The sequence below is a fragment of the Streptosporangium sp. NPDC002607 genome (assembly GCF_053592655.1).
Genome location: NZ_JBSFWD010000075.1, coordinates 1 through 26,365, shown reverse-complemented (window position 1 = coordinate 26,365; position 26,365 = coordinate 1). Strand labels below are relative to the sequence as shown.

The window sequence follows — 26,365 nt, the reverse complement described above, 5'->3', positions numbered from 1 at the left end:
GACAGCTCATGCGCTTGTCGTGGGTCGGCAGCTCCCAAGCGAACAAACGTTGCCGCTTCTCGCGGTCACAGTCAGCGTGAGGCAGCGGCGGCGCGCAGCTCCCGGCGCAACACCGACGCCACGGGTTTTTCGTTGCCAAAGACCCGGATTTCCCAGAGCAAGTTAGTGGCCATGTCTGACTTGCCCCTGCGGCACAGCTCACAGGGTATATCGACAAAGTCCGTGGGTTCCCCCGTGCGCACGTTCATTGGCGCTGAACCCGCAGGGATCCCGGCAGCAAGATAGGCAATCAGGGCAACTGATCGCGGTCGGCGGCCGGGGCGCCGCGCTGAGCCGGGAGGCGGGCACCCGGTCGACGGCGCCGGGGAGGCGCCGCGCTGGACCGTGGGCTGACCTTACTCAGCCAACCCCGATCGTGTTCTCGGAAGCGGAGACGGTCGCGACTTCTGAGGGGGGCGGCCGGAGTACGCCAGTAACACACCGCGCCACTACATCCCCGCAGGCCATCGCCACCATGTCCGGCCGGACTGGTCTGAGCATGTACCGGATAACGTGCCCGAGTCGCGCGGCTGCCGTCTTCACGCCGCTGCTGGTCAACGGCACCGTGACGTTAACGGTCCCTTATCACGTACATGAGCTCACGAGTGGATTCGGGGTCTAGCGGGGCACTCGCTGCGGATCGGTGAGCCAAGTGTGTCGACGACAGCGAGGCTATGGGCGTGGCCTGCGGGCGTGGAGGACGAAGGCCGGTGGGGTGTTGCGCCAGATGGTCCGGGTGGGGATGACCTCTTCGAAGCGGTCGGCCGGCAGATGGCGGAAGCGGCGGGCGGAGGCGAGGGGTACGGCCCCAGGAACACGGAGATGACGGTCGTCGAGAAGGCGCTGTTGGCCCAGTCGTACATCTACCAATCGGTGCGTTCCCGGCGCCCTCGCGACCAACTATCGGCCGTCACCTCGGGGCTGTCGACCGTCATCGGATGCACCTCTGCCAAGACTCGCCGCAGGACATCGATCCCGGCGCCCCGGGGTCACTCAACCGTGATGACGAGCTTTCCGGGCGCGTTGCCCGCCGCCAGGTCACCCACCGCGGTGGAGGCCTCCGCCAGGGAGTACGTGCGCCCGACGGCCGGTCGCACGGTCCCGGCCTCGATGAGGTCGCGCAGCGCGTCCAGGTCGGCGGTGCGGGTCAGCGCGATCCGCGCCTCCAGGCGCTGGCGCGTGAACGGGGTGATCAGCCGGACGGCCAGCAGCCGGCCGAGCCCGCCGAACCACCGACCGCCGCCCTCGCCGCCGACGATGGCGAGCCGGCCGCGCTCGGTGAGCAGCCCGCGCAGCATGGCCAGCGGCCGGATGCCCGCGATGTCGATGATCAGATCGTATGTCCCGGTGAGCGGCTCGCGCGTGTAGTCGATGACGGCCTGGGCGCCCAGTGACCGGACGAGGCCGGCCTTGGCTGTGCTGCACACGGCGGTGACGTGGGCGCCGCCGGCGACCGCGAGTTGCGTCGCGAAGCTGCCCACTCCGCCGCCGGCGCCGATGACCAGCACCTTCTCGCCGGCGGTGACCTGGCCGACGGCCCGCAACGCGGTCACCCCTGACACGGGTACGGCCGCCGCTTCGGTGAAGCTCAGGTTGGCGGGCTTGCGGGCGAGCTTGCCCGGGCGGGCGAGCGCGAACTGCGCGTACGCGCCGGTCGCCGCGCCGTACACCTCGTCGCCGGGGCGGAACGCGGTCACGTTGGCGCCGACGGACTCCACGACGCCGGCCACGTCCATGCCCGGCACGCGGTTGCGGGGCCGGCGCAGGCCGAAGCCGAGGCGGCCGATGAGCGGCAGCCCGGTCATGATGTGCCACACGCCGTAGTCGACGCCGGCCGCGTGTACCCGGATCAGCACATCGTCGGCGCCGGGCGTCGGGATCGGGACCTCGCCGAGGCTCAGCATGTGCGGCGGGCCGTACTCGTTCTGGACGATCGCCCTCATGAGGGGTCTCCTTCGGTGTCGGGGTACTGGAAGACGTCGTCGAGTCCGACCCGGAACACCCGGGCGATACGGAACGCCATCTCCAGCGAGGGGGAGTAGCGACCCTGTTCGATCGCGATGATGGTCTGGCGGGTGACGCCGACCCGGTCGGCCAGCTCGGCCTGGGTCATCTCGTCGTGCGCGAACCGCAGGGCCCGGATCGCGTTGGTGACCTGCGTCGGCTTCACCACGTCTGGAAGCCGCCCTTGCGGTACGCCATGATCTTGGCAAACGAGCTGAGCACCGAGGACAGCACGAACGCCAGGTAGACGGCGTTGGCGATCCAGAAGTGGCGCAGCTCGGCGATGGCCATGACCAGTACGGCGAGCGCGCCGATGACGAGGATCGACTGCCCGATGCGCTCACTGACCTGGTTGATCTCACGGTCGCGCTCGTCAGTGCGGTCGGCGCCGTGGCCGCCCGCGATAGCCATCGCGATGTGGGCCACGATCGCGGCGACGATGGCGCCACCGATGGTCCACAGCAGAGTTCCCACGTAGGCGACGTCGGCGAGCGGGCCTTCGCCGGCCCGGCCCAGGATGGTCACCACGTAGATCGTGTACGCGCCGACGGAGACCACGATCATCACCCAGGCGCGCTTTTCCTCGAAGGCCATGCCCGCTCCTCATGTAAAACAAAGCTGACATCAATCAATGTAAAGCGTCCCGGACACCATGTCAAAGTTTATTTACACGCACGACCGGCGACGCCATAGCGCCCGGCGCGGTGTTGCTGCAAAACGTCCACAGTCGGCCGGACGGCGCAGGTCGCACCAGCCCGCCCTCATCGGAAGAGCCGCAGGATCCGGGCTACTCCGGTTCGCGCCGCCGGGCGGCACCCTCGCCGCCCAGTGGCAGACGCTTGGCCGCGTCCAGCCGCACCTCGCCGTAGGGCTGGACATGCTGCCAGAACAGCGGAGTCAGCCCGCGCCGGTCGGCGGGCTTGAGCAGCTCTCAGCAACCAGGGGATCCGGCAAGGTCCGGGTTCAAAACGGCTCTGGGCGTTGCGGAGTCATCCGACGTCGGGCAGGCAGTGTGTCTGTCCCATGGCGGCGACGTCTTGTGCGCGGTGACGGCAGGCTACCGGAGCCCAAGAAGGTCAGGGCGGGGCCGTTCCGTCACCGTTAATCGGCGTGTTCTTGCTCGGCGGCCGCGGCGTAGGCGGCGTCGAGACGCTCGAACGGGCCTGGACCGTCGTGTGGCTTCGGCGGGGCGCCGAGGTGGCGGACGCGAAGCTCGTCCATGAGCTCCTCGATGAACGCCGGACCCTCATCGCGCATGAGCTGCTGCCGGCTCCGGAGCTCGTCGCTGCCCGGGCGCCAGTCGAGGCCCCAGTTGCCGACGGCGTAGATGATCGGAAGAGTCTGGATACCAGCTTCAGTGAGGCTGTAGCGAGCGCGCTGCCCCCGCGCTGCGGTGCCGCGGGTGAGGATCCCTGCCTCGACGAGCCGCACAAGGCGGTCGGCGAGGATGTTCGAAGCGATGCCCTCGATCGACCCGGTGAGCAGCACCCGAAAGTAGCGGCGGTCGCCGAAGATGACGTCGCGAAGCACGAGCAACGACCAGCGATCTCCGAGCACCTCGACAGCGGCATTGATCGGACACCCGGACCGTGGTTCCACGATTCCTCCTTGACAGGTATTTCGTCCTACCTATAGTAGTTGCAGAATACAATCACTCTTGAGAAGAGGAGCTGATGGGCCGCTTCGTTTATTCGATGCAGGTGTCCCTCGACCTGCGGATCGAGCAAGTTCCTGGGGACAACGGTGCTGGCGAGTGGCTGCGTATCCACGAGGAACTGCACCGCGAGTGCAACGCGCTGACGCAGGCGCTCGCGCTCATGGTCCAGGGACGGGTCTACTACGAGGTCATGGAGGAGTACTGGCCACGGGCGTGCGAGGACGCGTCACTGCCGGACTTCATGCGTGAATACGGCGAGATCTGGACCGCCAAGCCCAAGGTGCTTGTCTCCCGCACCCGCCACAGCGCCGATCACAACACCCAGATCATCGGCGGAGACGACGCGATCGAGCAACTCGCCGCCCTGCGGGCCGGGACCGACGGCAGCATCAGTGTGGGCGGCGCGGCGCTCGCGACGCAGCTTCTCCGGGCGGGGCTGCTCGACGAGCTGCTGCTCTTCACCCACCCGGAAATCCTCGGCTTCGGCAGGCCGCTGTTCGACGACTACGACGTGCCGATCGAGCTCGACCTGCTCGAGCAGCGATCGTTCAAGCAGGGCGTCACGATGCATCGCTACGCCATCCGGGATGTAAAGGAGGCGAGCTCGTGCTGAGGCAGGTCGCGGAGGGTGTGCTGGTCCATCAGAGCGAGTTGCTCCAGAACAACACCGTTGTCGTGCAAGGCCGGGTCGGCGTGTTGCTCATCGACCCCGGGATACAAGGCTCCGAAATGGCCTGCCTCGCGAACGACCTTCGCGAGTTGGGCCAGCCCGTTGTGGCAGGCTTCTCGACGCATCCTGATTGGGATCACGTGCTCTGGCACGCTGAGCTCGGCGAAGCGCCCCGTTACGGTACAGCCCGCTGTGCGGCTTATATGCGAGATCTGCGGTCGAACGCGGGCTGGAAGGCCCGCGTCGCCGAGGGGTTGCCGCCGGAAATCGCTGAGGAGATACCGCTGGACCTGTTCGGCCTCATTACCGGTTTGCCTGCCGGAACTGCGCGGATTCCTTGGGATGGCCCTCAAGTCCGGATTATTGAGCATCCGGCTCATGCCCCGGGCCATGCGGCGCTGTTGATCGAGGAGCGCGGGGTTCTCGTCGCCGGCGACATGCTTTCTGATGTCCTGATTCCGATGCTCGACGACTTGAACAGCACCAATGACCCGATCGAGGAGTACCTTGTTGGGCTGCGGCTGCTCGAGGGCGTGGCGGGCGACGTTGATGTCCTCGTCCCCGGTCACGGGTCTGCCGGCGGAGCTGATCAGGTACGCGCACGGATCGAACTTGACCGCGCGTACGTGCATGCCTTGCGTGACGGCCATGCTCCCGATGACCCGCGGCTCGGCCCATCGGCTAAGCCCGGCTGGGAATGGGTAAGCGACATACACGCAGGGCAAGCACGGAGCCTCGCCCGAAGAAGCGAGCGCGACGGGACGCCCGGCTAGCGATCGGTGTGCGACACAGCCAGTACGCGTGGGTCGCCGGTCGGGATCTGGGGCAGCGGCACGACGTTCTCCAGGGTGGTCGGGCTGGTCAGCGGGGGTTGCTCTCTGCGGCGGCGAGCTGGGCGTCTGCGAGGGTCTTGTGGGCGACGCCGACGGAGACCTTCACTCCGGCGGCGATGGTGCGGAAGGTGAACAAGTCCACCACCGCAGTAAATCCGGGGTTTACTGCGGCGTGGCAGTTTTCCGGCATACCAGTGCTGGACCCCTTGATCACCCGCGCCGCTGAGCGGATCGTCGACTGGGCGGTGGACGAGCGCGGCATCCAGCGCGTCGAATGTTCGCCGAGTTCGCCGAGGAGGAGACCTGGGAGCGGACGGAGATCTTCGGCGATGCCGCGCAACGGCTGTGTCGCTACCGGAAGAGCGGCGTTCACAGCGGCAAGCCGTTCACCGGAGCGGGGACGAAGAGCATCCACTTCCTGCGCATGCCAGAGGGCTGGCGGATGACCGCCCTCTTCTGGGACGACGATCGTTAGCGGACCGTTCGAGCCGGGTGGCGGATCTGTCCGGGGCGAAGGTGGGCCCGGCCTTGGTGCCGGAGGTAGGAGAGGGCTTTATCGAAGGCGGCGTCATGGCCGCCGTTCAGTTCCTTGTCACTGAAGACGCCGGGAGTGGCGAGGTGCGGCGGAATACCGGTCACATCGAAGGCGGTCCCGGTCCGGGTCAGGAAGCGCTCGTTGGGCAGCGCGAAACTCCACCCGTTGGGCAGCGTCCGCCACAGGAAGTCGGAGAAGGCCCCCTGGGTATTCTCCCCGATCCGCTCGGGCCTGGGAGCGCGCTCCATCATGGCCTGGGTGAAGGTCTCTCCCGCGCTGATGGTCAGGCTGCTGGTGAGCAGAGCGATGGGACCCGTGTACGTCGGTGCGGTGGCCGGCCGTACCCGCAGCCGCTGGGCCCGGGTGAACCCGGGCGGGTCGCCCGGAACGTTGAGGGCCTGTTTGGCGTAGGCCGGGTAGGGCTTGCCGGTGAGCCTGGAGGCGAGTTGCAGGCCGAGTGCGTCGTAGCCGCCCAGGTTGACCCGGACATCGAGGATGAGGCCGCGCAACCTGTTGGGACCCGAGGTGCGCGCCCTGGTGAAGATCTCATCGAGCGCACGGTTCAGCTCAGCCGAATTGCGGGTGAACCCGCCTGCGGCGTAACCGTCGAACGCGCCCAGCCGCAGGTAACCCAGCCCATCCGGTAGATCGGCGTAACCGATCACTCCTTGCCCCCACGTCTTCAGGGGCTTGCCGGTGTCGTGCTTTTCGATGAACTCCTGGACCCGTTTGTTGAAGGCCAGGAAGGCCGGTGCCCCCTCCAGCTGCCTGGTGCCCGGTCGCAGTGGTCTGGAGAACTGGTTCTCACCCGCGAGGAGGGCGGTGTGCGCGTCGCCGAGCTCCTTGAGAATGTCCCGCAGTACGGCGAACAGCTCCGCCTCCCCGGTGCCGGGACCGACCCTGGGTCGATACCGGTTCCGAACGGCCTGCCAGTCGATACCCTTGGCGGCGAAGAACGGGTAGTTCTCGGCGAAGGTCGCCCAGAAGATGTCGAACACCTTCACCGGGTCGCTGGGGGTGGATGTGGCGCAGGCCCCGGGAAGGCCGGGGAGTCTCCGCAGTTCGATGGCTCCCGCGCCGCCCAGATACCGCAGCCGCGCCCGGCCGGGCCCCTGCGCGTGGATGGTGAGCTGCCGGAAGCCCTTATCCGCGGTGAAGGACGCCGAGTCGCGCGTTTCCGCTGTCTGTTTCGCCGCGAGCAGCCCTTGAAGGCAACTGATCGCCGTTGTGTCGAAAGAGGTGAGCTGCCCCTGGTCGATCCTGAAGATCGTGCTGTAGCCGTCGGCCCGCCAGACCCCGTCCAGCGTTTTCCGTCCTGTCGAGGCGGCAGCGCCTTCGGCCGTCGCCGCGGCCTGCCCGGCGACGGCGACGCCCAGCGCGGTCAGTACGGCGGCCAGCCGCCCGAAGGTTCTTCTGCTCTTCGTGTTTCCGTTGTCGTTCACGGATTCGACGCTAGGCAGTGGCTCCCGCGGCGGGCGTCACACCACGGAGCCAACCTCGGGGTGAGCCGCCGGTATCACGAAACGATCATCGGCTACCCCGGATCGGGTGGCCGATCCGAGGTAGCCGTCGTCAACGGGCGGCTCGTGTGCCTGCCGTGCTCGCCGTCCTCCGCTGACGACCTCATACCTGGGGGCCAGTCGACCCGCGGGTCATACCGGGGAGGGAAGCCGAAGATCGGCTGCAGGGCGGATCCCCCCTGCGGGGAGCGCGGGCTAACGTGGTGGGATGCTGCGCGACCTCACCCCGGACGCGACCGACACCGCGGCCCCGGCCGCCGCCCGGCCCACCCTCCGGCTGACGAGAGTGCCGGCCGCCGCGTCCTGGATGGTGGCCTGCTTCATGTTCGCGATGAACGTGGGGATGCTCGCCACCGTCTACGACGCGCCGGCCGAGCTGACGGTGGTGCTCGGCGCGGCCTGCGCGGCCCCGGTGGCGATCTGCCGGCACCGGCCGATGACCGCCTGGTGGATGATCTACCTCGGGATGCTGATCACCCCGCTGCTAGTCTCACCACCGCGGGCGAACAACCCCTGGCCATGGCTTCCGATACCCATGGCGGCCTATCTGATCGTGCTGTTCGCGCTGGCGCAGCGCCAGCCGAGATGGATGCTGGCGGCCGTCTGGGGGCTGACCCTGCTCGGCGTCTTGGTGGACATGTCGTTGGTGTCGAGGCCGCCGGAGATGGGCCTGGCTGTGGTGCTGCAGTTGGCGGCGGTCATCGTGCCGGTGCCGCTGATCGCCGGTGACAACCTGCGCTGGCGCCGCCGAGCCCAGGCGCGAGTCACGGAGCAGGAACAGGTCAGCGCGGTGGAACGGGCCCGGCGCGAGCTGTTGGAGGAACGTGCCCGAATCGCCCGTGAGATGCACGACGTGGTGGCGCACCACATGTCCGTGATCGCCGTACAGGCCTCCAGCGCAGCGCGTCGGCTCGGCGGGGTGCCGGCCCGGGCTGAACAGGAGTTTGACTCCATCGGGGCGGCGGCCCGGCAGTCACTGGCCGAGATGAGGCGGCTGCTGGGCGTGCTGCGCAGCGACGACGCGGTGCCGAGGCGCGCTCCGTTGCCGGGGCTGGACCAGGTGGGCGAGCTTGCGGAGGTCACCAGGCGGGCCGGCACCCCGGTCGACCTGACGGTGAGCGGCCTGCCCGCGCGCGTGCCGCCGGGAGTGGAGCTGTCGCTCTACCGGATCGTGCAGGAGTCGCTCAGTAACGTGATACGGCACGCACCGGGCGCCGCCACGGCTGTGATGATCACGGGGAACGGGACCGGGCTGCGGGTCGTGGTGGAGAACGCGCTCCCGGCGGACGGGAGACGCACGCCCATCGAGCCGACCGCCACCGGGCACGGGCTGGTCGGGATGCGAGAGCGGGCCGCCATGCTGGGCGGTGTCCTACTGGCAGGGCCCGCACCAGGGGGTGGGTTCCGGGTCGAGCTGACCCTCCCCCTGGTGCCGGCCGAGCCGAAAGACGGTGACATGTGATGATTCGGGTGCTCATCGCCGACGACCACGCCATGGTCCGAGCGGGCTTCGGCGCGTTACTGGCCGCCGAGTGGGACATCGAGGTCGTCGGTGACGCGGCCGACGGTGAGCAGGCCGTAGCCCAGACCCGAAGGCTGTGCCCCGACGTTGTCCTCATGGACGTCCGGATGCCTGGGCTGGACGGACTTCGGGCGGCCCGGCTGATCCTTACCCCTCCTCCGAGAGAGCACCGGCCGCGCGTGTTGATGCTCACCACCTTCGATGTGGACGACTACGTGTACGAGGCGCTGCGCGCGGGCGCCAGCGGCTTCCTGCTCAAGGAGGCGCCACCCGGTGACCTGATCTCGGCGGTGCGGGTGGTGGCGGCGGGGGACGCGCTGCTGGCGCCTTCGGTGACCCGGCGCCTCATCGAGGAGGTCGTCCGGTGCCGGCCCGCGCTGCCCAGCTCACCCTCCCGGACGGGGAGGCTGACCGAGCGTGAGGCCGAAGTGCTCCTCCACATCGCTCGGGGTCTGTCCAACACTGAGATCGCCGCCGCACTCGTCGTCGCCGAACAGACCGTCAAGACGCACATCGGTCGCATCCTGACCAAACTCGATCTGCGGGACCGTGCTCAGGCGATCGTCTTCGCCTACGAGAGCGGCCTTGTCATACCTCGCTCCGGTCTTTCCCTCATCCCGGAAGCCGCGCCCGCCGGGATGCGCGCCTCGCCGCTCGGCGCGCGTGACATTCTTGGCCGGCCATACCGCGACCTTGGTGGCGTCGGCGGTTGAACAGATGCTTGCGGATCTGGCTGCGGTGGTACTCGATCGTCGAGCCGGACCACTTGTACAGCCCAAGCTCCGAAGCGGGCACCTTGACCTGCTTGGCCACGTGCTCGACTGCCTCGTCAGGCACCTCAGAGCGTCCTCGCGGTGCGTGTAGAACTCCAGCAAGATCGCGAAGGCGAGCCGTGTGGCGCCGCGCTTTCCGGCGATGAGGTCGCGTTCCTCGTCCAGGATCGTCCAGTGCTCGACGAGTTCGTCGATGTGCAGCGGGTGGCCTTTTCATGCCCGCCCAGCATCACCTAATCGGTGGTTTGTTGACATGGGACTGATGCCGCGGTAAGCCGGTGGCAGGAGGACAAATCCTGCCGTTCGGGGTGGTCGTGATGACAACCGCACGACGTCCGTGTCCACCGGCACCGGGTCTGTTGGAGGAGTACGCGGCTCGGTTCGATGATCTGTGGTGCTCGCTCGCGCAGCCCTCTCTGTCTAACCTGGTGGCACGTTTCTTAACGGCACCCCCAAGACCGACCGCACCCCGGTGCCGCCCCGGGTCCGCGCCCTGCTGGAGGGCCGCGCTCCGGGTGAGCCGTTGTTCGTCCGCGAGGACGGGCGGCCAACCCTCCGCTGGATGCCGCACGTCTCGACGTGGTCCACTTCCGGCTCTGGGGGCGTGCGGAGAGCATTCGCACGTTCCTGCGGATGGGCGCGGAGGCCACCGCCCCGGTCGGTTTCGGGCTCTTGGCCGACGCCCTGGGCGCAGGTGAGCCGAGGAGCGCCCACGGGGTGCAGTACACGTTCTTGATCATGCTGGTGCCGTTGGCGGCGAACGCCGTCCTCCTCCTGCGCGGGCGGGCCGCCTATCCCCGCGATGTCGCCACGGCGATCATGTCGGAGGAGGTGTCGCGAAGAAAATGAACGTCCGTGCCCGCGTCCCGGCCATGGGCCCGGCTCACCAGGTCGGACGGTTCACGACGCGGTGGGACCCGGCGAGGGCGAGGTGGCGGGTCGTGGTGGCCGGGATGGGCGGCGGTGGGCGGCCGGGGCCGGTTCGAGACGCCGGGCTGGATCGCCGTTCAGCCAGCGGGTGGTGGCCTCGGCGGCCGCGGTGATCAGTTCGGCGGTCTGCCGGAAGTCGATCGGCAGCACCTCAAGGACGTCACCGCCAGCCGCCTCGACAGCTCGGGCAACAGCGAATCGGTGACCATCCGCGGTACGGCGTCGTCGAAGGTGCTCGCCGAGGCGACCATGGTGCCCCACCTGAGGCAGACCCGGCAGAACGACTGCTGGGCCGTCTCCGCGGCGATGCTCATCGGCTGGAGGAAACAGGGGGCGATCTCCGTCGAGGACGCGGTCGGCGCCGCCGGGGAGAAGTACCGGCAGCTCTACACCGACGACACCGGCCTGTACACCGAGGACAAGGACGACTTCGTGCTGCGCAGCCGAATGGTCGCCGAACCGGCGGCCTCCTACCGGCTTGAGCAATACGTCGACTGGCTGAAGACCTATGGCCCGCTGTGGATGACCCGGGACGCCGGTCCGGGGCAGCTGTTTTCGCCGCACGCGTGGGTGCTGATCCGGATCAGCGGCACCGGAACCCCGGACGGGGTCGGCACCGACTTCACCCTGATCGACCCGAACACGGGCACCGAGGAGACGCTGACGTTCGCGGAGTTCGTCCGCGGCTACGAGGACATAGCCCGGGAAGAGGCGAAGGGCCAGGCTCTGCGCCCCCAAGTTGTGCGCTTCCTGGAGCCGATCCCCAAACCCAAACCCGAGGGGTACCTGATCGAGGGACCGTTCAACAAGAACGAGCCCGTCCACGAGACGGTCACTCTCGCCGCACTGCTCGGTTCCACCGTCCCGGTCCCGTCCCGGCCGCGCCCGGGACCCGATCAGGCCGTCAACGAGTTCCTGCGCGGCGTCCTGTGGAACGACGACCCGGCCGTGCTGCTGTTCGACGAGGACCGAACCGACAACTGGAAGTTCAGCACCGGCGCCTCCTGGCTCTTCGCCTTCACCCTGGCGGGCAAGGCCGTCGTGAACAACGTGACCAACCTGACGGGGCGATCACACTACTTCGACCTGCAGTTCCTTCACGCCATGGCCGAGACCGTCGGCGAACGGCCAGAAGACACCCTGGCCAAGATCATGCTCTGGGCCGAGGTCATGTACCGGCTGTCCATCGGCGAGGGCGTGACCGGGGCCGACCGCCTCGACGCCGTCCCGATCGCCTCACACGTGACGGCGGCCGACGGAACGGCCTATTCGACCACGCTGGCGGACTTCTTCACCGCTGCGTCCCTGCCGCGCGGGTCCGACACCCTGCAGACCCTCCTCACCCACGACACTGCCTGCACGTCGCTCGACCTGCCCCGCCGGGCCATCGGATCCCTCCTCCACCTGCTCCAGGACTCCTATGCGCGCGGCCACGTCCGCCGCGTCCTGCTCAACCCCGGCGACCTGCTCCCCGGCAAGACCGACGAATTCACCCCGGGCACCTACGGCCGCTTCGGCGACGTCGAGAACTTCCACTGCTACCGAGGCCAGGACCACAAGCTCCACGAAAAGTACGACACCCCCACCGCCACCGTCAGGGTGACCGACCCCTCCTCCTTCAACTCACTCCTCGGCGCCCGCGACGCCATCAAGGCCAGCACCTCGCTCCTGGAGATGTGGCACGCCGCCACCCCTTGGGCGGCCGCCGACGGCCCGAAACACCTCCTCGAAGGAACCGTCTTCAAAATCGCCGCAACGGCCACCCCGTCCGACACGACTATTTGAGCCCCTCCAGGTAGGGGTCACAGAACCAGGCTTCTGTGGCAGGAGAGACCCCGCGCGCCCAACGTGGAGACGGTCAAAGAGCACGTCGCCGAGATCGAGGCGGCCCGCGAGAGCCTGGTCACCGCGGTCAGCAACGTCGACATCCTGCTGCAGATAACAGCCCTCACCCATACTGAGCATGCGCGTGCTACTCCAGCGACAACCCGTACCGGCGCACGTGATCGGCCTCATCCCGACGGCCCATTCGCATCAGCGTGTCGGCCAAACGGTTGGCGGAGGCCCGGTCGCCGGCGTCGGCTCGGGCCCTCAACTCCTCCACCCGGGCCCTGCACAGCCAACAGCTCAGCCAGTCGTTCGGCGGCCTCGCTATCGCCGGCGTCGGCTCGGGCACCCAGCTCTTCCACCCGGCCCTGCGCAGCCAACAGCTCAACCAGCACTACGTTCAGCTGGTCGGCGTACTCGTCGTCGGAGTCGGCATCGGCCTGTAGAAGGGGGATCGCCTCCTCCCGCCCTTGCACGGCCAGCAGCTCTGCCAGCTGACGGGCGGCGTGCCCATCGCCAGCGTCTGCGGCCTTTCGATAGAGGGGTTCGACGTAGCAGTACAGCAGCCGGTCTTCGGCACTGCTGGCGAGGCGGGTCTGGTCGTCGGGGTTGGTCAGGCACATGAGAAGGGCGTCCCAGGTGGTGGCTGGGACCTTGGCGGTGCGGCGTTCGGCGCTCGTGTGCCGTAGCAGGTAATCGGCCACCGTGTACCCGGACGGTTCGCCTATTTCCTCGGAAACCGGGGCTAGCGCGGCGGCCGCGCCGTGCAGCGGCTCGGTGGCGTACGCTAGGGCGGTTTCGAACCAGTTGGGCGGCGCGGTCGCGCGCTGACGCGGATCGCAGTACCCGGGCGCGGCCTTGCGCGGCAGCTCAGCGGGGAGCGGGGTCTGAACGCCTTAGACCAGACCGCACGACCAGCAGGTTTAGGTTCGGGGTATTGAAAGAGCCGGTCGCGATATCGGCAGCACAGCCGATCACGGCCGAAGAAAGTAATCGCACACCCGACAGCATCACGGCCTGCCGCCGCTCTGTCACGCCAGTAAGCCGGACCGTCCAGAGGGTGAACCTCGCCCTGGCCGCCGCTACCGTCGCAGGCTGCCGCGCCGGATGCCGCTGGAGCGCCACCGGCATCTCCCACCACTGGGCCCTGGGAACCGGCCACCGCGCGGCCGACCTGCTGGAGGTCGGCCTGGTACGGGTGTGAGACGCGGTCCAGCCGGGTGCGGCGCCCGGCTGGACCTCCCCTGTTGATCCCCCTCGTTACGGGCGCTCGCCCGGGCCGTTGACCCAGCCGGCGTCCTGCAAGGTCACCCGGAGGAGGGGCGCGTCGTCCTCGACCTCGGTGACCTCGTACTGGAGCAGGTTCGCGTTCTCGGGGTCGATGACCAGCCGGTACCTGATCTTGTCCGGACGGTTCCGGTCGTCCGGGCCGAGGACCGTCAGGACGGCCCCCGAGCGTCCCATCGAGTCGGTGGTCGTGCCCTCGGCGGTGATGCCCGGCTCCCCGGCCATGACCCGGAACAGCGCCGCCTTGGTGCCCGGCGTGATCGGCGCCGACAGCAGGTCCACGCCCGTCTGCCACAGGTAGCCCGCGAAGTCCTGCAGGCCACCGCCCTTCGGCCGGGCCTCGAACAGCCCGCGCAACTCGCGCTCCAGCGCCTTGGCCGAGGTCGGCAGCTCATCCACGTTGCGCATGTTCAGGCCGGGGTTGGCGATCGACAGCACCCGCGCCGGCCCGTCGTGGCTCTGCGGCCCGGTGCTCTGGACCAGTTTGGGGGAGCCCGCCGCCTTCCACCGCGCCTCGTCCTCGGACGAGGCGAAGGTGACCTTCGCGTCATCCGTGCGCCTGGAGCGGTCGGTGTCGCCCTGGGCGCGGGCCCGCCACAGCTCGTCGGTACCTTCGGCGAAGGCGGCGTAGGGGAGCCCGGTCTTCTCCAGGATCTCCGCTTTGTCGGTGTTCTTGTCGCCGTGCTTCTTGACCTGCTTCTCGATCTCCTTCTGGTACGCCACCGGGTCCACATGCAGCCGCTGGAACGTACGGTCGCGGGTGTACCACCAGCGGCCCGAGGAGGCCGGCGCCTTGGCCGCGGTCTCGGCCGCCGCCAGCAGGAAGCCGCGCGCGTCGATGGTCGTCGGCTCGGCCGGCGTGCGGGAGGTCGCCCCGGGGACCGGCGCGACGGCCTTCCCGTCGCCCAGGCCCGGCACGATGATCACGGCGGCGGCGAGGCCGGCGGCGGCCGCGCCGGCGACCAGCAGCAGCGGGCGGCGGGGGGCGCGCACGCGTACCTGTTCCCGCGGGGTCTCGAAGGCCCGCCGCAGGTCGGCGGCGCGCCGCCGACCGTAGGCGTCCTCGGTCAGCTCGTCCAGCGCGGCCGGCCTGAGCTCGGCGATGATACGGTCGGACATGTTCTGCTCTTCCCTTTTCCTGTCGTAGGGGCCGTGGACGTGCGGCATCACGCCTCCTCCACGAACGCGCGCCGCGCGGCGCGCGGGGCGGTGCCGGTGGTCTTGGCGTCCAGGCGCAGTGCCACGCTCAGCCGCTTGCGCGCGCGGTGCAGCCGCACGTTGTAGGTGCGCGTGGAGCACCCCATGACCATGGCGGCCTGGTCGGGCGGCAGCCCGTGCCAGGTGGCCAGCACCATCGCCTCGACGTCCTTCTCCGGCAGCGCGCTCAGCGCCTCCAGGGCGCTCTCGCGGTCCACGATGTGCTCGGCGACGTCCCAGCTCACCCGGTCGCGCTCGGTGCTGAGCACGGTGATCTGCTCCACGAGGGCCTGCCGCCGGTAGCGCGAGTCGCGCTGCTTGGCCAGCAGGTTGCGCGCGACCCCGAGGAGCCAGGGCAGCGCCGGCTCGGGGATCTCGCCGATCCTCCGCCAGGCGACCAGGAACGCCTCGCTGACCACGTCCTCGGCGGCCTCGCGCTCGGCGCGCAGCAGGGCGTAGCCCAGCACGCTGCGGTAGTGCCGGTCGTAGAGCCCGGTGAATAATTGTTCTTGGGAATCGTTCACGCCCAGAAGTCCCTCCGCGGGCTCCAGGATTACCGGCCGCACCGGAAAAGCGGTGCCGTATGGCGTAACCGGGCCGCGTCTTCGCGGGCGCCGACTGGTTCGGCGGCGGTGCGGACGAGCGCCGCTGTCTGGTCGGGGTGGTGCTGGACGGCCTGACCGGGGTCAGATGGCTGGCACAGCGTGGTGATGAAGGACCACACCGACGGCGGCTCTTATGGCCTTTATGCCTCCAACGGTGTTGTCCCGGTCGGCTGGCTGCAGATCACCGACGATGAAGGCGGGGGCGGGGGTGTCAGCCCGTTGCCGCCGAACCAGTGGAGCCATCTAGGGTCTGTCCCGTAGATCTTGACCGCCTGAGGGTCACGCTCCGATGAAGCTCACTGTTTCCGTCATTTCCGCGCGCTCGGTACGCAGCCGTGGCACGTCTTCCTTCTCGAACCCCACCGAGACACCGCAGAACAGTGCGAGCCTGTCATCGGCTCCGACTATGCGGCTGACGGTCTTGCGATACATCGTCCACATCACCTGGGGACAGCTGTGCAGCCCTTCCGCCCTCAGCAACAGCATGACCGTCTGTAGGTACATCCCCGCGTCCCCCCACTGCCCGGGCCCCATCGTCCGGTCGAGGTAGCAGAACAGTACGACCGGCGCCCCGAACGCCTCCGAGTTCAAGGCGGCGATCTTCATGGGCCTGTCGGGGTCGTCGCGCTCGATTCCCAGCGCTTTGTACCGCTGGGCAGCAGCGGCGGAAAAGCGGTCCAGATACGGCGAGGTCAGTTCTGCCGGGTACATCGGATACTCCCGCTCATCGCCCGGGTCTCCTGCCAGTGCCCTGGCCGTCGTGTGCTTCTTCAGTTCAGCCAAGGGCTCACCGGCCACAACGTACAGATGCCACGGTTGGAGGTTCCCGCTCGATGGAGCCCGCGTCGCTGCGGTCAGCACTCGTTCGAGTACTTCTTTGGGCACGGGCTCATCGCTGAACGCCCGCACGGCCCGGCGACTGTCCACGGCCTCATACACATCCACGTCTTCTCGTCCTCTCACTCATCGACGACCACCTCTCTACCGTCTAGGGAGTGTCGTCATTGAACCGGGTCACGGAGCCAGATCCTGATGGAGGCGACGTCGACGGTGCCCTGGTAGATGCGTTCGCGCTTGTCGGTGCGAAGGGCCACTGCACGGTAGCCCTTTAGCTTGTTGATGCACCGCTCGGCGGTGTTGCGCTCCTTGTATCGCTCGGCGTCGAACCCGGGCGGTCGCCCACCCTTACTGCCTTGCTTGACGCGGTTGGCTTGCTGATCTTTCTTGATCGGGATGACCGCCTTGACGCTGCGCAGGCGCAGGTAAGCACGGTTGGCGCGGGAGGAGTAGGCCTTGTCGGCCAGCACGCGCCCGGGGCGCTTTCGGGGACGGCCCGGCCCGCGACGTTGAATGCGCACGCTCTCCAGCACACGCTGGAAGTACGGGCTGTCGCCATGCTGGCCGGGGCTGATGATGCGGGCGATGGGACGGCAACGCCGGTCGGCGGCCAGGTGCACCTTCGTGCTCAACCCGCCACGCGAACGGCCCAGCGCTTCCCGTCCCTTGGCCGGTTTGTGATCTACGCCGTCCCCTTTGACGGGAAATCGGTCGGCGGCCGATGGCGGGCTCCGGCGGCATGCTGATGGGCGCGCACCACGGTGGAATCCACGCTCACCGTCCAGTCCTCGCCTTCGGCCTCGTCACATCCGGCCCGCAACCCGTCCAGGATCTTCTCCCAGGTCCCATCCATCGACCAACGACGGTGCCGGTTGTAGACGGTCTTCCAGTTCCCATAAAACGGCGGCAGATCACGCCAGGTGATGTTGGTCCGGACCCGGAAGGAGACCCCGTTGATGACCGTCCGATGATCGGCCCACCGGCCGCCCTGCCTCGGGTTGGCCGGTAGCAAGGGCGCCAGCCGTTCCCACTCGGCATCAGTCAGATCATGACGATTCAGGCGATCTTCCACTGGACTGATCTACACCAAACCGTCACTAAAGATCCACGGGACACGCCCTAGTAGGACTTGGTTACCTCGGGTAGGAGACGGTATGTCACCTGCTTTGGGGGTGGGGGAAGATGACCCCTCAAGAACTGGACGCCGTGCGGGGGCGGTTGGAGACGTTCGCCGCTGAGGTGTTCTCCGGTTTTTCCCGCGCTGATCAGCGGCGGTGGGGCGAGCGGTATGTGCGTGGCCTGCTGACCGATGGGGCGCGTAAGTCGATGGAGCCGATGGCGGCCCGGCTGGGCGGATGGAGGCGGCGATCGACCCGGTGGCGTGGGTGATCGATGATGTGTCCTTTCCCAAGGACGGCCAGGAGCCACCAGGCGTGGCCGCGCAGTACTGCGGGGCGCTGGGTAAAATCGCCAACTGCCAGGTCGCCCCGAGCGTGCATCTGGTCACCGACGCCGCGTCGTGTCCGGTGAGTCGGCGGCTGTTCGTTCCCGAGGGCTGGGATCCGTCCTCGCCGCGGGTGCCGGATACCGAAGTGGTGACGGCGCGCCGCCGCCGGGCTCGGATCTCTGAGGAGGTGGCGCATGTGTCCAAATGGCGGCCGGCCGTGGACATGCTGGATGCGCCGCTGGTGGTCGCCGATGAAGGGTATGGCCAAGACGGGACCTTCCGGCTGGCCCTGACCGAGCGGAACATCGCCTACGTGGTGGGGGTGCGCTCCGATACCGCGCTTTTGGCGGCCGGTGTCTGCCGCACCAGGACGCCGTGTCCCTGAACCGGAAGCACCCGCCGGGCAACCTGTGGCGTCGCATGGCAGCGCTGCTGGATGGTGGTGCTGCTCGTCGCGGCCGGTTCGGTCGTCCTCGGCACCTCGCTGGCTCAGGCGAGCAATCTCGGACGGACATCTCGTACAGACGAATCAGAGTCGGAGAACGGGGCCGGCTGCCCTCGCTCGATCTCCGTCGGGCCGATTACTGCTCGGGGCCGCGTTCCCCATGGCCCCTCGGGGCTATCGCGAGATCGCACTTCAGCTGCCGCAGGTGCCTGGGGCAAGCTGAAGTGCGATCTCGCGAAAGAAGGTGCCTGCCGAGTTGCTCAGCTGGCGCCGAGCAGCTCGGTGATCTGTGTGTAAAACGGGGTGGGGTCGCCCGCGAGCGATGCCTTCACCATCGCGGTCCAGTCATCGACGATCACCTCGATCGACCCGGCGGCCAAGCCGTCGAGCGACAGGCGCGGGACATCACGGGGATCGATCTTGGGTCCGTCGTAGCCGGACGACATGTCCGTGTCGGCAGCGCCGAGGAGGACACCCTGAACCAACGTGCCCTGAGCGGCGAGCTCGAGGCGCACGCCGTTGGTCATGTTCCATTCGGCGGCCTTGGCGGCGGAGTACGAGCCGGTGCCGGGGGCGGCGAACCAAGACAGCGCCGACAGCACGTTCACGATCGCGCCGCCGCCGTTCGCCGCGAGGACGGGACTGAACTCGCGGATCACGTCGAGCGTGCCCCAGAAGTGCGCATCCATCTCGCGGCGCACTTCGGCGAGGTCGCCAGTGACGAGGGGGGCGCCGGTCACGATGCCGGCGTTGTTGATGAGGAGCGTCACATCGCGCGCGGTCGCCGCGGCCGTAACGACGGACTCGTGGTCGAGCAGATCGAGTCGCAGCGGCACCACCCGGCTGTCGTCGAAGTAGAGGCCCTCGAGGCTCTCGGAGCGGCGGGCCGTCGCGTACACCTTGCTCACCCCGCGCTCAAGCAGCTCGAGCACGAACTGACGGCCGATACCGCGGTTGGATCCGGTGACAAGGGCGATCTGGTCGGCGATATTCATGGATTCCTTGCTTCCTGCGTAGGCCTTCTCGGGTTTCGGCGGGGCCGCATCCAGCCCGGCTTCGACTACCCTAAGAGTTCACGTTGACGTCAAGGTCAAGCCGAGAATCGCGAAGTCAGGGTCAGAGGAGGATGCAGATGCGGATAGGCGATGTCGCGCACCGGGCGGGGGTCAGCACCAGAGCTCTCCGCTACTACGAAGAGCAGGGTCTGCTCGCCCCGGAACGCACCCCCAACGGCCAACGGACCTACCCCGAGTCGGCCGTCGAACGTGTCCGGCTGATCCAGCAGTTCTTCACCGCAGGCCTGCCCAGCCGCACCATCCTGCAGCTGCTGCCCTGTGTCGACACCGGGCACGGCTCCCCTGAGGTGTTCGAGCTGCTGGCGGCCGAGCGCAACCGCATCACCGCCGCCATGGCCGACCTCGCCGCCGCGCGCGACGCCCTCGACGACATCATCGACATCGCGAACCATCCAACCCCCGAACATTGCCCCGCTCTCCGCGAACCCGCCTGGGCGCCGTACAGCGCTACCGACGCAACGACGGTTGCGGCCAGCCCGGCTGCGGACATGCCCATCACTGGCTGACCGCGGGACGGCAGGAACCTCCAGCGGCGCCTCGTCATCAGCACTCAACTCATCACATCGGCCTCCTGACACAGATACGTCCGCGTCAACGAACCCGATCAGAGGGGTCAGAGATTCCATGCGGTCTCCCCGCCCGCTTCGCGCGGGGAGACCGCAGTCAACCCCGAGATCCTCGCCGCGCTCGCACCAGGGGCTAGTGCGACGTTCCTCACCGGAGGTGCAGATCCACCCCGGTCCTGGCACCAGGAAGGCAGGGCCGACGATCCCGGCTTCCCCGCAGCGCGTTCGCTACCTCCAATGAGGAACGGAGCACTAGTAGGACTTGGTTACCTCGGGTAGGAGATGGTGTGTCACCTGCTTTGGGGGTGGGGGAAGATGACCCCTCAAGAACTGGACGCCGTGCGGGGGCGGTTGGAGACGTTCGCCGCTGAGGTGTTCTCCGGTTTTTCCCGCGCTGATCAGCGGCGGTGGGGCGCGCGGTATGTGCGTGGCCTGCTGAGCGACGGGGCCCGCAAATCGATGGAGCCGATGGCGGCCCGGCTGGGCGTGGACCGCCATGGGCTGCAGCAGTTCCTCACCGACGCCCCTGGTCGCATCAGCTGGTGCCGGCCGAGCCGGCCTGGCGGATGGCGGATGCGGATGGTGGGGTCACGAAAGATTCGCCCGCTCTTCCTGCAGAAGCGCATGAGCGGGCGCAGTGCCACGATGGTGTTCTCCCGTTTGGCGCCCCGCAGGGTGTCCTTAATGGTCACGATGTCGTCGCGGGTGACCTTGCGGAGGTGATCGTAGGTGCGTGACCAGTCGAGCAGGATGGGCCGGATCTCGGTGAGGTAGCTCCAGACGGCCTGGATGCTGCACGCTCGATGGCGAGGTCCGCTCTGCAGTAGGCGGGCCCACGCCTCGACGTCGGCGGCGATGCCAGGAGCGATGCCGCTCAGCTTGCCGGCCGGCCAGCGATCGAAGGCAGGAATGCGGTCGTCGTCGAGCAGGCCGATGCGGGCGAGGACTTCGACGGTGCGCCCGACGCTGAGGCCGTGGTGACGCAGCTTGGCAAACAGCTCCGAGAAGCGGATCATGTCGTCGGCAGTGTGAGTGGACAGCAGCATGACCAAGGCCCGGTCGACGTCGCTGATGATCCACCGGGTCCAACCCCGAGCCTCGGCAAGAGTGGCAGCCGCCGCGCGGGCCGCGCGTAGCCGGGTTGGCCGATCCGATCGAGGTCTGTCACCTTTGCCTACCTCGCCATCATCGACGAGATCCCCACGGAGGTCGGCCAACATCAAGGTCACTGTCCAAAAAATCCTGTTCTTGCCCTACTTGAGTTACAGAAGACTAGTTCGTCCCCAGGTCTCACGAGAGTCTGACAGAGAGGGATGCGTTCGTGGATCGGTGAACGGGCACGCTTCAGAAAACGCTCGCGCTGGATGGCGGTTTCGCACCCTCGCCGTTGTCAACGACATCTGTTTCCGTCGTCGTCAGCCGTTCTCAGGAAGGACTTGAACTTCACAGCCTTTCACACGGCTTCGGGCTGTGCTGGCCTTCGCCTGACCGGGTGTCCGTCGCGGCCTCAGGCTGATCTGCCACGAAGTCCGGCGGACCAGCCTGAGGCGCTGTCTACCCAGCCTGTTCCCGGCTTGATCAGCGGGATCTCGAGGTGGAGGCGTAGGGGAGCAGGGCCATCTCGCGAGCGTTCTTGATCGCGGTGGCCAGCCGGCGTTGTTGCTGGACGGTGACCCCGGTGACGCGGCGGCTGCGGATCTTGCCGCGGTCGGAGATGAATTTGCGGAGCAGGTCGGTGTCCTTGTAGTCGATGTGGCTCACGCCGTGCAGCGGATTGGTCTTCTTGCGGGGCGTGCGGCGAAGTTTCACGCGGAGGCCTCCTTCAGGTCGAGGTCGAGGACGAATGCGAACGGGTCGGGGTATCCGGCCCAGACGTCGGAGCCGGCCAGGGTCTCGGCCTCGGTGAGCAGGCAGGAATCCAGAAGCCGGTGGATACGGTCGCGGTCGAGGTCGGGACCGGTGAAGACGAGGTGCTGGACACGGTCGCCGAGCTGGGGAGTCCAGTCGAGGGTGGCGGCCATGCGGCGGGCGGGGCTCTCCATCTCCCAGGCGGCCTCGGGCAGGGTGACCAGCCAGGGGCCCGCGTCCTCGACGGTGATGACGCCCGCCACGGCGTCCCAGCCGAGCAGGCGCTCGTGCCGGTTGGCCAGCCAGAACCGGCCGCGGCTGCGGACGGTCTCGGTGACCAGCTCGTCGACGGCGTCGAAGAGCCGCTGGGGGTGCAGGGGGCGCAGCCGGTGCCAGACGACGGTGGAGATCTCCCCGGTCTGCGTGTCGCAGGGCAGCTGGGCGGTCGCCGGGTCGACGCGGGCCCCGAGCATCTCCACGTCGATCCCCGCACCGGTAACGGCGGGCAGATCGAGGTCCGGGGGACCGGCCGGGGTGGTGGGGGCGAGGTGGCTGAGCACGGCCAGGGCCAGCTCGACGTCGTCGGCCTGCTCACCGGACACGACGAGGGCGGTGGCGTACTCGATCTGGCGGGTGAGTACCTCGGCCAGGTGACGCTCGTCGCCTCCCGCGGCGTGTTTCCTGCGGGAGGCGAGGGTGTCGTCGCAGCAGATGTCGTCGGTCATCTGCGCCGCCTCCAGCGCGGTCAGCACCCCGGTCAGGCGCAGGCGGTGCACGGTGTCCTCGTGCCAGGCGAGGGCCTCGGCCACGGTCCGGGGTTCGACCGAATCCCACAGCTCCACGACGAACAGCGGCGCCGAGTCCGCCCGCGACAACAGGACGGGAATGAGATCCTCGCGCACGGTGCAGGTGACGCAGCCGTGCGCGAGCCGCACTTCCCGCTCTTCCAGCGTCCCCGACGCGTCGCGCACGATGCGTTCCACGCGCCCGGTGCTCACCTGCCGCAGGTCGTGGTGGATCGCCACCGATCCGGGGTGGTCGGCGAGCATGCGGTCCACCAGGGCCGAGCGCGCTTGGGGATACAGTCCGGAGACGATGACGACGGGGACGGACATGACAGCTCCTCTCGTAGTGCGGGGTTCACCGCGCGGGTTCACGGTGGGGGTTCGGGGTGCGGGCCGGTTCTCAGGGAGTGAGGAGGCCGCGCCGGTAGGCGCGGACTAGTCGGCGCGGCACCAGCAGTTCGCGCCCGTCGATGGTGATCGGGACGAGGTCGGGTGCGGTGGCCTTCCACTGTGAGCGGCGGTGGCGGGTGTTGCTGCGGGAGGTCTTGCGTTTGGGGACTGCCATGTCGTGGTGCTCCTACCAGCTGGACTTGGTGACGCCGGGCAGTTCGCCGCGGTGGGCCAGTTCGCGGAAGCGGATCCGGGAGAGCCCGAACTTGCGTAGGTGTCCGCGGGGGCGGCCGTCGGTGCTGTCGCGGTTGCGCACGCGGGTGGCGCTGGCGTCGCGCGGCTGGCGGCTCAGCTCGCGGACGGCCTGGGCTCGCTCGTCGGGGGAGCCGGTGCGGATGATCTCCTTGAGCTCGGCCCGGCGCTCCGCGTAGCGGATGACAACGAGTTTGCGTCGCTCGTTGGCTGCGATCTTGCTTTTCTTGGCCATCAGATGCGTTCTCCCCGGGCGCGGATGCGGGCCACGGCGGCCTCGATGCCGATCTTGTCGATGGTCTTGACGGCTCTGGCGCTGAGCGTCAGCCGTACGAAGCGACCCTCGGTGGGCAGCCAGTAGCGCCGTGGCTGGATGTTGGGATTCCAGCGGCGGCGGGTGCGCCGGTGGGAGTGGGAGACGTTGTTGCCGAACACCGGCTTGAGGCCGGTGAGCTGGCAGTGGGCGGACATGCGGTTTCCTTCCCGAAGGGGGTGGGGTCAGGTCTTGCCGTAGCGCTGGTTGAACCGCTCGACCCGGCCCGCGGTGTCGAGGACGCGGCTGCGGCCGGTGTAGAAGGGGTGGCTGGCCGAGGAGACGTCGACGTCGACGAGCGGGTAGGTGTTGCCGTCCTCCCACTCGATCGTTTTGCCACTCATGACGGTGGAGCGGGTCAGGAAGGCGAAGCCCGCGCTCGGGTCGCGGAACACCACGGGGTGGTAGTCGGGGTGAATGTCTTTTTTCATCGCTTCAGCGGTCCTCTCGGAACAGCACGTGCTGGCGGATGACCGGGTCGTATTTGCGCAGGGTGAGCCGGTCGGGGTCGTTGCGGCGGTTCTTGCGGGTCACGTAGGTGTAGCCGGTGCCCGCGGTAGATCGCAGCTTGATCACCGGTCGTACGTCGTTTCTGGCCAAGCGTCTTCACTCCTGGAAGGGGGACGATGGTGCCATGATAGCGATAACCGTTTTCATTTGCGAAACGAGGGGTGGTGGCGATCCGTCATCTCGCCGCACGCTTCCTCGTGACAGTGCTGTCCGGGTTCCTGGACGCGGGCACGACCACGCTGCTCAACCGCCTCCCGGGTAACCCTGCGGGTTGCGCGTGGCTGCGATCGTCAACAGCGTGAGCGAGATCAGCCGCGACGCCGGTCCGATACGCGACGGGGTCTTCCCGTCGCGCACCGATGAGGGCGTCCCGGTCAAGACGGGCTGCCGCGTCCTGCAGGTCTTGGTCGGTCTCGGGCTGTTATGCCTGGTGCGGCCCGCCCCCGGACTACCGATTTTCTGCGGTTACTACGGCGACCCCAGTGACCTGCAAGCGTTCTTCAAGAAGACCCTTACATGATCCATCTCCGAAAGGGGAGTGGCTGATGCGGGAATGGAAGATGCGGCGTGTGGGGCATGCTGGGCGTGCCGTCGTGTGCCTGCTGGCGGCGTCCGTATGCGAGCTGGTGATCGCGGCAGTCGCCTTCGTTTACCTGATTGTCCTTCACCCGACGCTCGGCGAAAGCATCTTCGCAGATCGCACGGCAGGCCTCCTTCCGTCGTACGTGTGGGCCTACACCGCGGCCGGTGTGATCACGCTGACCGTGGCGGTCCTGGCGTGGCGGCGAGGCGGGACCGCGGGAGTACAGGCCGTCGCGGCGCTGGTTCTCGTACCGTACACGGCGTTCTATGTTTGCTTCGGCCTGCTGATGCCGGTGCTCATGGACGATTATTGGGCAGAGAGCTGGTACCCGTGCATGGTTCTGTGGCTGGCGGGCGCGGCCGGGCTCCTCTACCTCGCGGGGGTGGCCCTGCTCTTCCTCGCCGCACCAAACCCCCGGGCGGGCGAGGGCCGCGAAGGCGGGACACCGGACGAACTCGCCGCGGACGCCGTCATCGACGCACAAGGTGAGGATGAGGCGGTGCGGGGATGGAGGAAGCGACGTGCGGGGCGTGCCGTCATGTGCCTGCTGGCGGCGTCCGTGGGCGAGCTGGCGATCGTGGCGAGTGCCCTCGTTCTCCTGCCTCCCCTGCAGCAGGAGCTGACGGCCAGCTACAAGCCCGGCTACGGCGTCGACTACTCCCTGGAGAACACGGTGGACCACCTCCAGTGGTACATGTGGAGCTACGCCGCGGCCGGTGTGATCACGCTGACCGTGGCGGCCCTGGCGTGGCGGCGAGGCGGGACCGCGCGAGCGCGGACCGTCGCGGCGCTGGGTCTCGCACCGTACACGGCGTTCTATCTTCTCTTCGGCCCGCTGCTAGGGTCCTTGGAGGAGGAGCATGTGGGCTGGTACTCGGACATGGTCCTGTGGCTGGCGGGCGCGGCCGGGCTCCTCTACCTCGCGGGGGTGGCCCTGCTCTTCCTCGCCGCACCAAGCCCCCGGGCGGGCGAGGGCCGCGAAGGCGGGACACCGGACGAACTCGCCGCGGACACCGTTGCAAACACACCGGATACAGGCGCGGCGGTGCGGGGACGAAGGAGATGGCGTGCGGGAGGTGCCGTCTTGTGCCTGCTGGCGGCGTCCGTGGGCGAATTGGTGATCGCGGTGGGCGCTCTCGTTCTCCTGCCTCCCCTTCAGCAGGAGCTGACGGCCAGCTACGGCGTAGACCCCCTCCAGGGGAGGACGGTGGACCACCTCCAGTGGTACATGTGGGGCTACGCCGCGGCCGGTGTGATCACGCTGGCCGTGGCGGCCCTGGTGTGGCGGCGAGGCGGGACCGCGGGAGCACGGGCCGTCGCGGTGCTGAGTCTCGCGCCGTGCACGATGCTCTATCTTCTCTTAGGCCTGCTGGTGGGGCTCTTGGGGGAGGAGCATGTGGGCTGGTACTCGGACATGGTCCTGTGGCTGGCGGGCGTGGCCGGGCTCTTCTACCTCGCGGGTGTAATCCTGATCTTCCTCGCCGGGGGCGCCCACCACGGCAGGCGCCTCCACGCTGCTGAGAACACCGGCGTCGCGTCGTAGCGGCCCCCGCGCGCCGGCGCACGACGCGACCCGGGATGTCGGTCGGGTCGGACCGAGGCGCCCTGCCGTGATTACTCACGGCGGGTTTCCCCGGCCCGCCCGCCGCCCCCGGCGTGCGCGTCTCCACGCACCGGGCGCTCCAGGGGTGCCACCGGAATACGGCCGGCATGGGCCGTCGAGCGGCAGGAACTTCTTGGACGTAGGTTTTCGAGCGGCATTCGCGCGGGTGAGCCCGTCGTCCGAGAACGTGCACGTTTCCGGACGACGGGCGTCCGGGCCGCCGGGGCGCCTGGCGCCGGTGTGGGCCAGGGTCGCCTTCAGCGTTCCCGGCTCGACGGTGCTGATGATCTGCTGGACGGGGCTGACCAGGA

Annotated in this window: 31 protein-coding genes and 2 pseudogenes; 14 read left to right on the top strand and 19 right to left on the bottom strand. The window is 68.3% G+C overall.

The genetic code is table 11. The features are described 5' to 3' along the window. Window positions 1-1,028 precede the first annotated feature (1,028 nt). From ACWD3H_RS43400 to ACWD3H_RS43385, 4 genes are all read right to left on the bottom strand, one after another. Window positions 1,029-1,982 (bottom strand): NAD(P)-dependent alcohol dehydrogenase, encoded by a 954-nt coding sequence (locus ACWD3H_RS43400; protein ID WP_451959173.1) that lies wholly within the window; start codon window positions 1,980-1,982, stop codon window positions 1,029-1,031. Further along, entirely contained in the window at window positions 1,979-2,212 is a 234-nt protein-coding gene (locus ACWD3H_RS43395; RefSeq protein WP_433381358.1) for a helix-turn-helix domain-containing protein, read from the bottom strand. Before ACWD3H_RS43395 ends, ACWD3H_RS43400 begins: the two co-directional genes overlap by 4 nt. Beyond that, complete coding sequence (locus ACWD3H_RS43390; RefSeq protein ID WP_451959172.1) at window positions 2,206-2,637, bottom strand: hypothetical protein; 432 nt, start codon at window positions 2,635-2,637, stop codon at window positions 2,206-2,208. The genes ACWD3H_RS43395 and ACWD3H_RS43390 overlap by 7 nt, the downstream gene beginning before the upstream one ends. A 507-nt stretch (window positions 2,638-3,144) precedes the next feature. After that, complete coding sequence (locus tag ACWD3H_RS43385; RefSeq protein WP_355552522.1) at window positions 3,145-3,642, bottom strand: winged helix-turn-helix transcriptional regulator; 498 nt, start codon at window positions 3,640-3,642, stop codon at window positions 3,145-3,147. Between the two features lie 74 nt (window positions 3,643-3,716). Here ACWD3H_RS43385 and ACWD3H_RS43380 point away from each other — a divergent pair, with 74 nt between their 5' ends. The 3 genes from ACWD3H_RS43380 (at window position 3,717) to ACWD3H_RS43370 (ending at window position 5,678) form a co-directional block, all read left to right on the top strand. Next, window positions 3,717-4,313 carry a dihydrofolate reductase family protein gene (locus tag ACWD3H_RS43380; RefSeq protein ID WP_451959171.1) on the top strand — a complete coding sequence of 199 codons (597 nt, stop codon included), beginning with the start codon at window positions 3,717-3,719 and terminating at the stop codon, window positions 4,311-4,313. Continuing rightward, on the top strand, window positions 4,307-5,143 hold the full coding sequence (locus ACWD3H_RS43375; RefSeq protein WP_451959170.1) for an MBL fold metallo-hydrolase: 837 nt from the start codon (window positions 4,307-4,309) through the stop codon (window positions 5,141-5,143). Before ACWD3H_RS43380 ends, ACWD3H_RS43375 begins: the two co-directional genes overlap by 7 nt. Window positions 5,144-5,477: 334 nt before the next feature. Continuing rightward, on the top strand, window positions 5,478-5,678 hold the full coding sequence (locus tag ACWD3H_RS43370; protein WP_451959169.1) for a hypothetical protein: 201 nt from the start codon (window positions 5,478-5,480) through the stop codon (window positions 5,676-5,678). Here ACWD3H_RS43370 and ACWD3H_RS43365 read toward each other — a convergent pair. Continuing rightward, entirely contained in the window at window positions 5,675-7,180 is a 1,506-nt protein-coding gene (locus ACWD3H_RS43365; RefSeq protein ID WP_451959168.1) for a S41 family peptidase, read from the bottom strand. The genes ACWD3H_RS43370 and ACWD3H_RS43365 overlap by 4 nt on opposite strands. Before the next feature lie 286 nt (window positions 7,181-7,466). On the opposite strand from ACWD3H_RS43365, the gene ACWD3H_RS43360 reads away from it, so the two are divergent. Both ACWD3H_RS43360 and ACWD3H_RS43355 read left to right on the top strand, forming a co-directional pair. Further along, window positions 7,467-8,720, top strand: a complete 1,254-nt coding sequence (locus tag ACWD3H_RS43360) for a sensor histidine kinase (RefSeq protein WP_451959167.1) — start codon at window positions 7,467-7,469, stop codon at window positions 8,718-8,720. Next, window positions 8,720-9,493, top strand: a complete 774-nt coding sequence (locus ACWD3H_RS43355; protein WP_451959166.1) for a response regulator — start codon at window positions 8,720-8,722, stop codon at window positions 9,491-9,493. Before ACWD3H_RS43360 ends, ACWD3H_RS43355 begins: the two co-directional genes overlap by 1 nt. Here ACWD3H_RS43355 and ACWD3H_RS43350 read toward each other — a convergent pair. Beyond that, entirely contained in the window at window positions 9,393-9,617 is a 225-nt protein-coding gene (locus ACWD3H_RS43350) for a DUF4158 domain-containing protein (protein WP_451959165.1), read from the bottom strand. The genes ACWD3H_RS43355 and ACWD3H_RS43350 overlap by 101 nt on opposite strands. A 17-nt stretch (window positions 9,618-9,634) precedes the next feature. On the opposite strand from ACWD3H_RS43350, the gene ACWD3H_RS43345 reads away from it, so the two are divergent. From ACWD3H_RS43345 to ACWD3H_RS43335, 3 genes are all read left to right on the top strand, one after another. Beyond that, window positions 9,635-9,790, top strand: coding sequence for a hypothetical protein (locus ACWD3H_RS43345; RefSeq protein WP_451959164.1), 156 nt, complete (start codon window positions 9,635-9,637; stop codon window positions 9,788-9,790). A 342-nt stretch (window positions 9,791-10,132) separates the two neighbouring features. Then, window positions 10,133-10,402: a hypothetical protein gene (locus ACWD3H_RS43340; protein WP_451959163.1), complete on the top strand. Its 270-nt coding sequence runs from the start codon at window positions 10,133-10,135 to the stop codon at window positions 10,400-10,402. 114 nt (window positions 10,403-10,516) lie between these two features. Then, window positions 10,517-12,268: a papain-like cysteine protease family protein gene (locus ACWD3H_RS43335; RefSeq protein WP_451959162.1), complete on the top strand. Its 1,752-nt coding sequence runs from the start codon at window positions 10,517-10,519 to the stop codon at window positions 12,266-12,268. Between the two features lie 227 nt (window positions 12,269-12,495). Here ACWD3H_RS43335 and ACWD3H_RS43330 read toward each other — a convergent pair whose 3' ends face one another. Continuing rightward, the gene (locus ACWD3H_RS43330; protein ID WP_451959161.1) at window positions 12,496-13,014 is read right to left on the bottom strand and encodes a hypothetical protein; all 519 of its coding nucleotides are present in this window, start codon (window positions 13,012-13,014) and stop codon (window positions 12,496-12,498) included. Window positions 13,015-13,370: 356 nt separating this feature from the next. Here ACWD3H_RS43330 and ACWD3H_RS43325 point away from each other — a divergent pair, with 356 nt between their 5' ends. Then, window positions 13,371-13,514 carry a hypothetical protein gene (locus ACWD3H_RS43325; RefSeq protein WP_451959160.1) on the top strand — a complete coding sequence of 48 codons (144 nt, stop codon included), beginning with the start codon at window positions 13,371-13,373 and terminating at the stop codon, window positions 13,512-13,514. Window positions 13,515-13,570: 56 nt separating this feature from the next. Here ACWD3H_RS43325 and ACWD3H_RS43320 read toward each other — a convergent pair whose 3' ends face one another. From ACWD3H_RS43320 to ACWD3H_RS43305, 4 genes are all read right to left on the bottom strand, one after another. After that, complete coding sequence (locus tag ACWD3H_RS43320; protein ID WP_451959159.1) at window positions 13,571-14,764, bottom strand: hypothetical protein; 1,194 nt, start codon at window positions 14,762-14,764, stop codon at window positions 13,571-13,573. Then, window positions 14,764-15,318 carry an RNA polymerase sigma factor gene (locus tag ACWD3H_RS43315; RefSeq protein WP_451959158.1) on the bottom strand — a complete coding sequence of 185 codons (555 nt, stop codon included), beginning with the start codon at window positions 15,316-15,318 and terminating at the stop codon, window positions 14,764-14,766. The genes ACWD3H_RS43320 and ACWD3H_RS43315 overlap by 1 nt, the downstream gene beginning before the upstream one ends. Before the next feature lie 360 nt (window positions 15,319-15,678). After that, window positions 15,679-16,344: a nitroreductase gene (locus tag ACWD3H_RS43310; protein ID WP_451959157.1), complete on the bottom strand. Its 666-nt coding sequence runs from the start codon at window positions 16,342-16,344 to the stop codon at window positions 15,679-15,681. 56 nt (window positions 16,345-16,400) lie between these two features. Continuing rightward, window positions 16,401-17,296, bottom strand: a protein-coding gene (locus tag ACWD3H_RS43305) for an IS5 family transposase (protein ID WP_451959181.1) whose coding sequence is annotated in 2 segments (ribosomal slippage) — window positions 16,401-16,946 and window positions 16,949-17,296 — 894 coding nt in all. Because the reading frame shifts where the segments join, the coding sequence is not laid out codon by codon here. Between the two features lie 122 nt (window positions 17,297-17,418). On the opposite strand from ACWD3H_RS43305, the pseudogene ACWD3H_RS43300 reads away from it, so the two are divergent. Further along, window positions 17,419-18,068: pseudogene (locus ACWD3H_RS43300) on the top strand (IS701 family transposase). A 320-nt stretch (window positions 18,069-18,388) separates the two neighbouring features. Here the strand turns inward: ACWD3H_RS43300 and ACWD3H_RS43295 are convergent. Next, window positions 18,389-19,123 (bottom strand): SDR family oxidoreductase, encoded by a 735-nt coding sequence (locus ACWD3H_RS43295; protein ID WP_451959156.1) that lies wholly within the window; start codon window positions 19,121-19,123, stop codon window positions 18,389-18,391. A gap of 137 nt (window positions 19,124-19,260) precedes the next feature. On the opposite strand from ACWD3H_RS43295, the gene ACWD3H_RS43290 reads away from it, so the two are divergent. Further along, window positions 19,261-19,710, top strand: a complete 450-nt coding sequence (locus tag ACWD3H_RS43290; protein WP_451959155.1) for a MerR family transcriptional regulator — start codon at window positions 19,261-19,263, stop codon at window positions 19,708-19,710. A 375-nt stretch (window positions 19,711-20,085) separates the two neighbouring features. Beyond that, window positions 20,086-20,360: pseudogene (locus ACWD3H_RS43285) on the top strand (transposase); the annotation flags it as partial. Between the two features lie 988 nt (window positions 20,361-21,348). Here ACWD3H_RS43285 and rpsR read toward each other — a convergent pair. The 7 genes from rpsR to rpmG all read right to left on the bottom strand — a co-directional run bounded on the left by rpsR (window position 21,349) and on the right by rpmG (window position 23,958). Further along, a complete protein-coding gene (gene rpsR, locus ACWD3H_RS43280) occupies window positions 21,349-21,579 on the bottom strand; it encodes a 30S ribosomal protein S18 (RefSeq protein WP_350922232.1) in 231 nt (76 codons plus the stop codon). After that, on the bottom strand, window positions 21,576-22,733 hold the full coding sequence (locus tag ACWD3H_RS43275) for a CobW family GTP-binding protein (RefSeq protein ID WP_451959154.1): 1,158 nt from the start codon (window positions 22,731-22,733) through the stop codon (window positions 21,576-21,578). Before ACWD3H_RS43275 ends, rpsR begins: the two co-directional genes overlap by 4 nt. A gap of 70 nt (window positions 22,734-22,803) precedes the next feature. Next, window positions 22,804-22,968, bottom strand: a complete 165-nt coding sequence (rpmF, locus tag ACWD3H_RS43270) for a 50S ribosomal protein L32 (RefSeq protein ID WP_326639955.1) — start codon at window positions 22,966-22,968, stop codon at window positions 22,804-22,806. 12 nt (window positions 22,969-22,980) lie between these two features. Next, the gene (gene rpsN / locus ACWD3H_RS43265; RefSeq protein WP_350960469.1) at window positions 22,981-23,280 is read right to left on the bottom strand and encodes a 30S ribosomal protein S14; all 300 of its coding nucleotides are present in this window, start codon (window positions 23,278-23,280) and stop codon (window positions 22,981-22,983) included. Further along, complete coding sequence (rpmB, locus tag ACWD3H_RS43260; protein WP_326639958.1) at window positions 23,280-23,516, bottom strand: 50S ribosomal protein L28; 237 nt, start codon at window positions 23,514-23,516, stop codon at window positions 23,280-23,282. Before rpmB ends, rpsN begins: the two co-directional genes overlap by 1 nt. Before the next feature lie 27 nt (window positions 23,517-23,543). Beyond that, window positions 23,544-23,789: a type B 50S ribosomal protein L31 gene (locus tag ACWD3H_RS43255; RefSeq protein WP_451959153.1), complete on the bottom strand. Its 246-nt coding sequence runs from the start codon at window positions 23,787-23,789 to the stop codon at window positions 23,544-23,546. A 4-nt stretch (window positions 23,790-23,793) separates the two neighbouring features. Further along, window positions 23,794-23,958, bottom strand: coding sequence for a 50S ribosomal protein L33 (rpmG, locus tag ACWD3H_RS43250; protein ID WP_355552578.1), 165 nt, complete (start codon window positions 23,956-23,958; stop codon window positions 23,794-23,796). A gap of 208 nt (window positions 23,959-24,166) precedes the next feature. On the opposite strand from rpmG, the gene ACWD3H_RS43245 reads away from it, so the two are divergent. Both ACWD3H_RS43245 and ACWD3H_RS43240 read left to right on the top strand, forming a co-directional pair. Next, window positions 24,167-24,388 (top strand): hypothetical protein, encoded by a 222-nt coding sequence (locus ACWD3H_RS43245; RefSeq protein WP_451959152.1) that lies wholly within the window; start codon window positions 24,167-24,169, stop codon window positions 24,386-24,388. Window positions 24,389-24,413: 25 nt separating this feature from the next. Continuing rightward, window positions 24,414-25,994 (top strand): hypothetical protein, encoded by a 1,581-nt coding sequence (locus ACWD3H_RS43240; RefSeq protein WP_451959151.1) that lies wholly within the window; start codon window positions 24,414-24,416, stop codon window positions 25,992-25,994. Window positions 25,995-26,365: the final 371 nt, after the last annotated feature.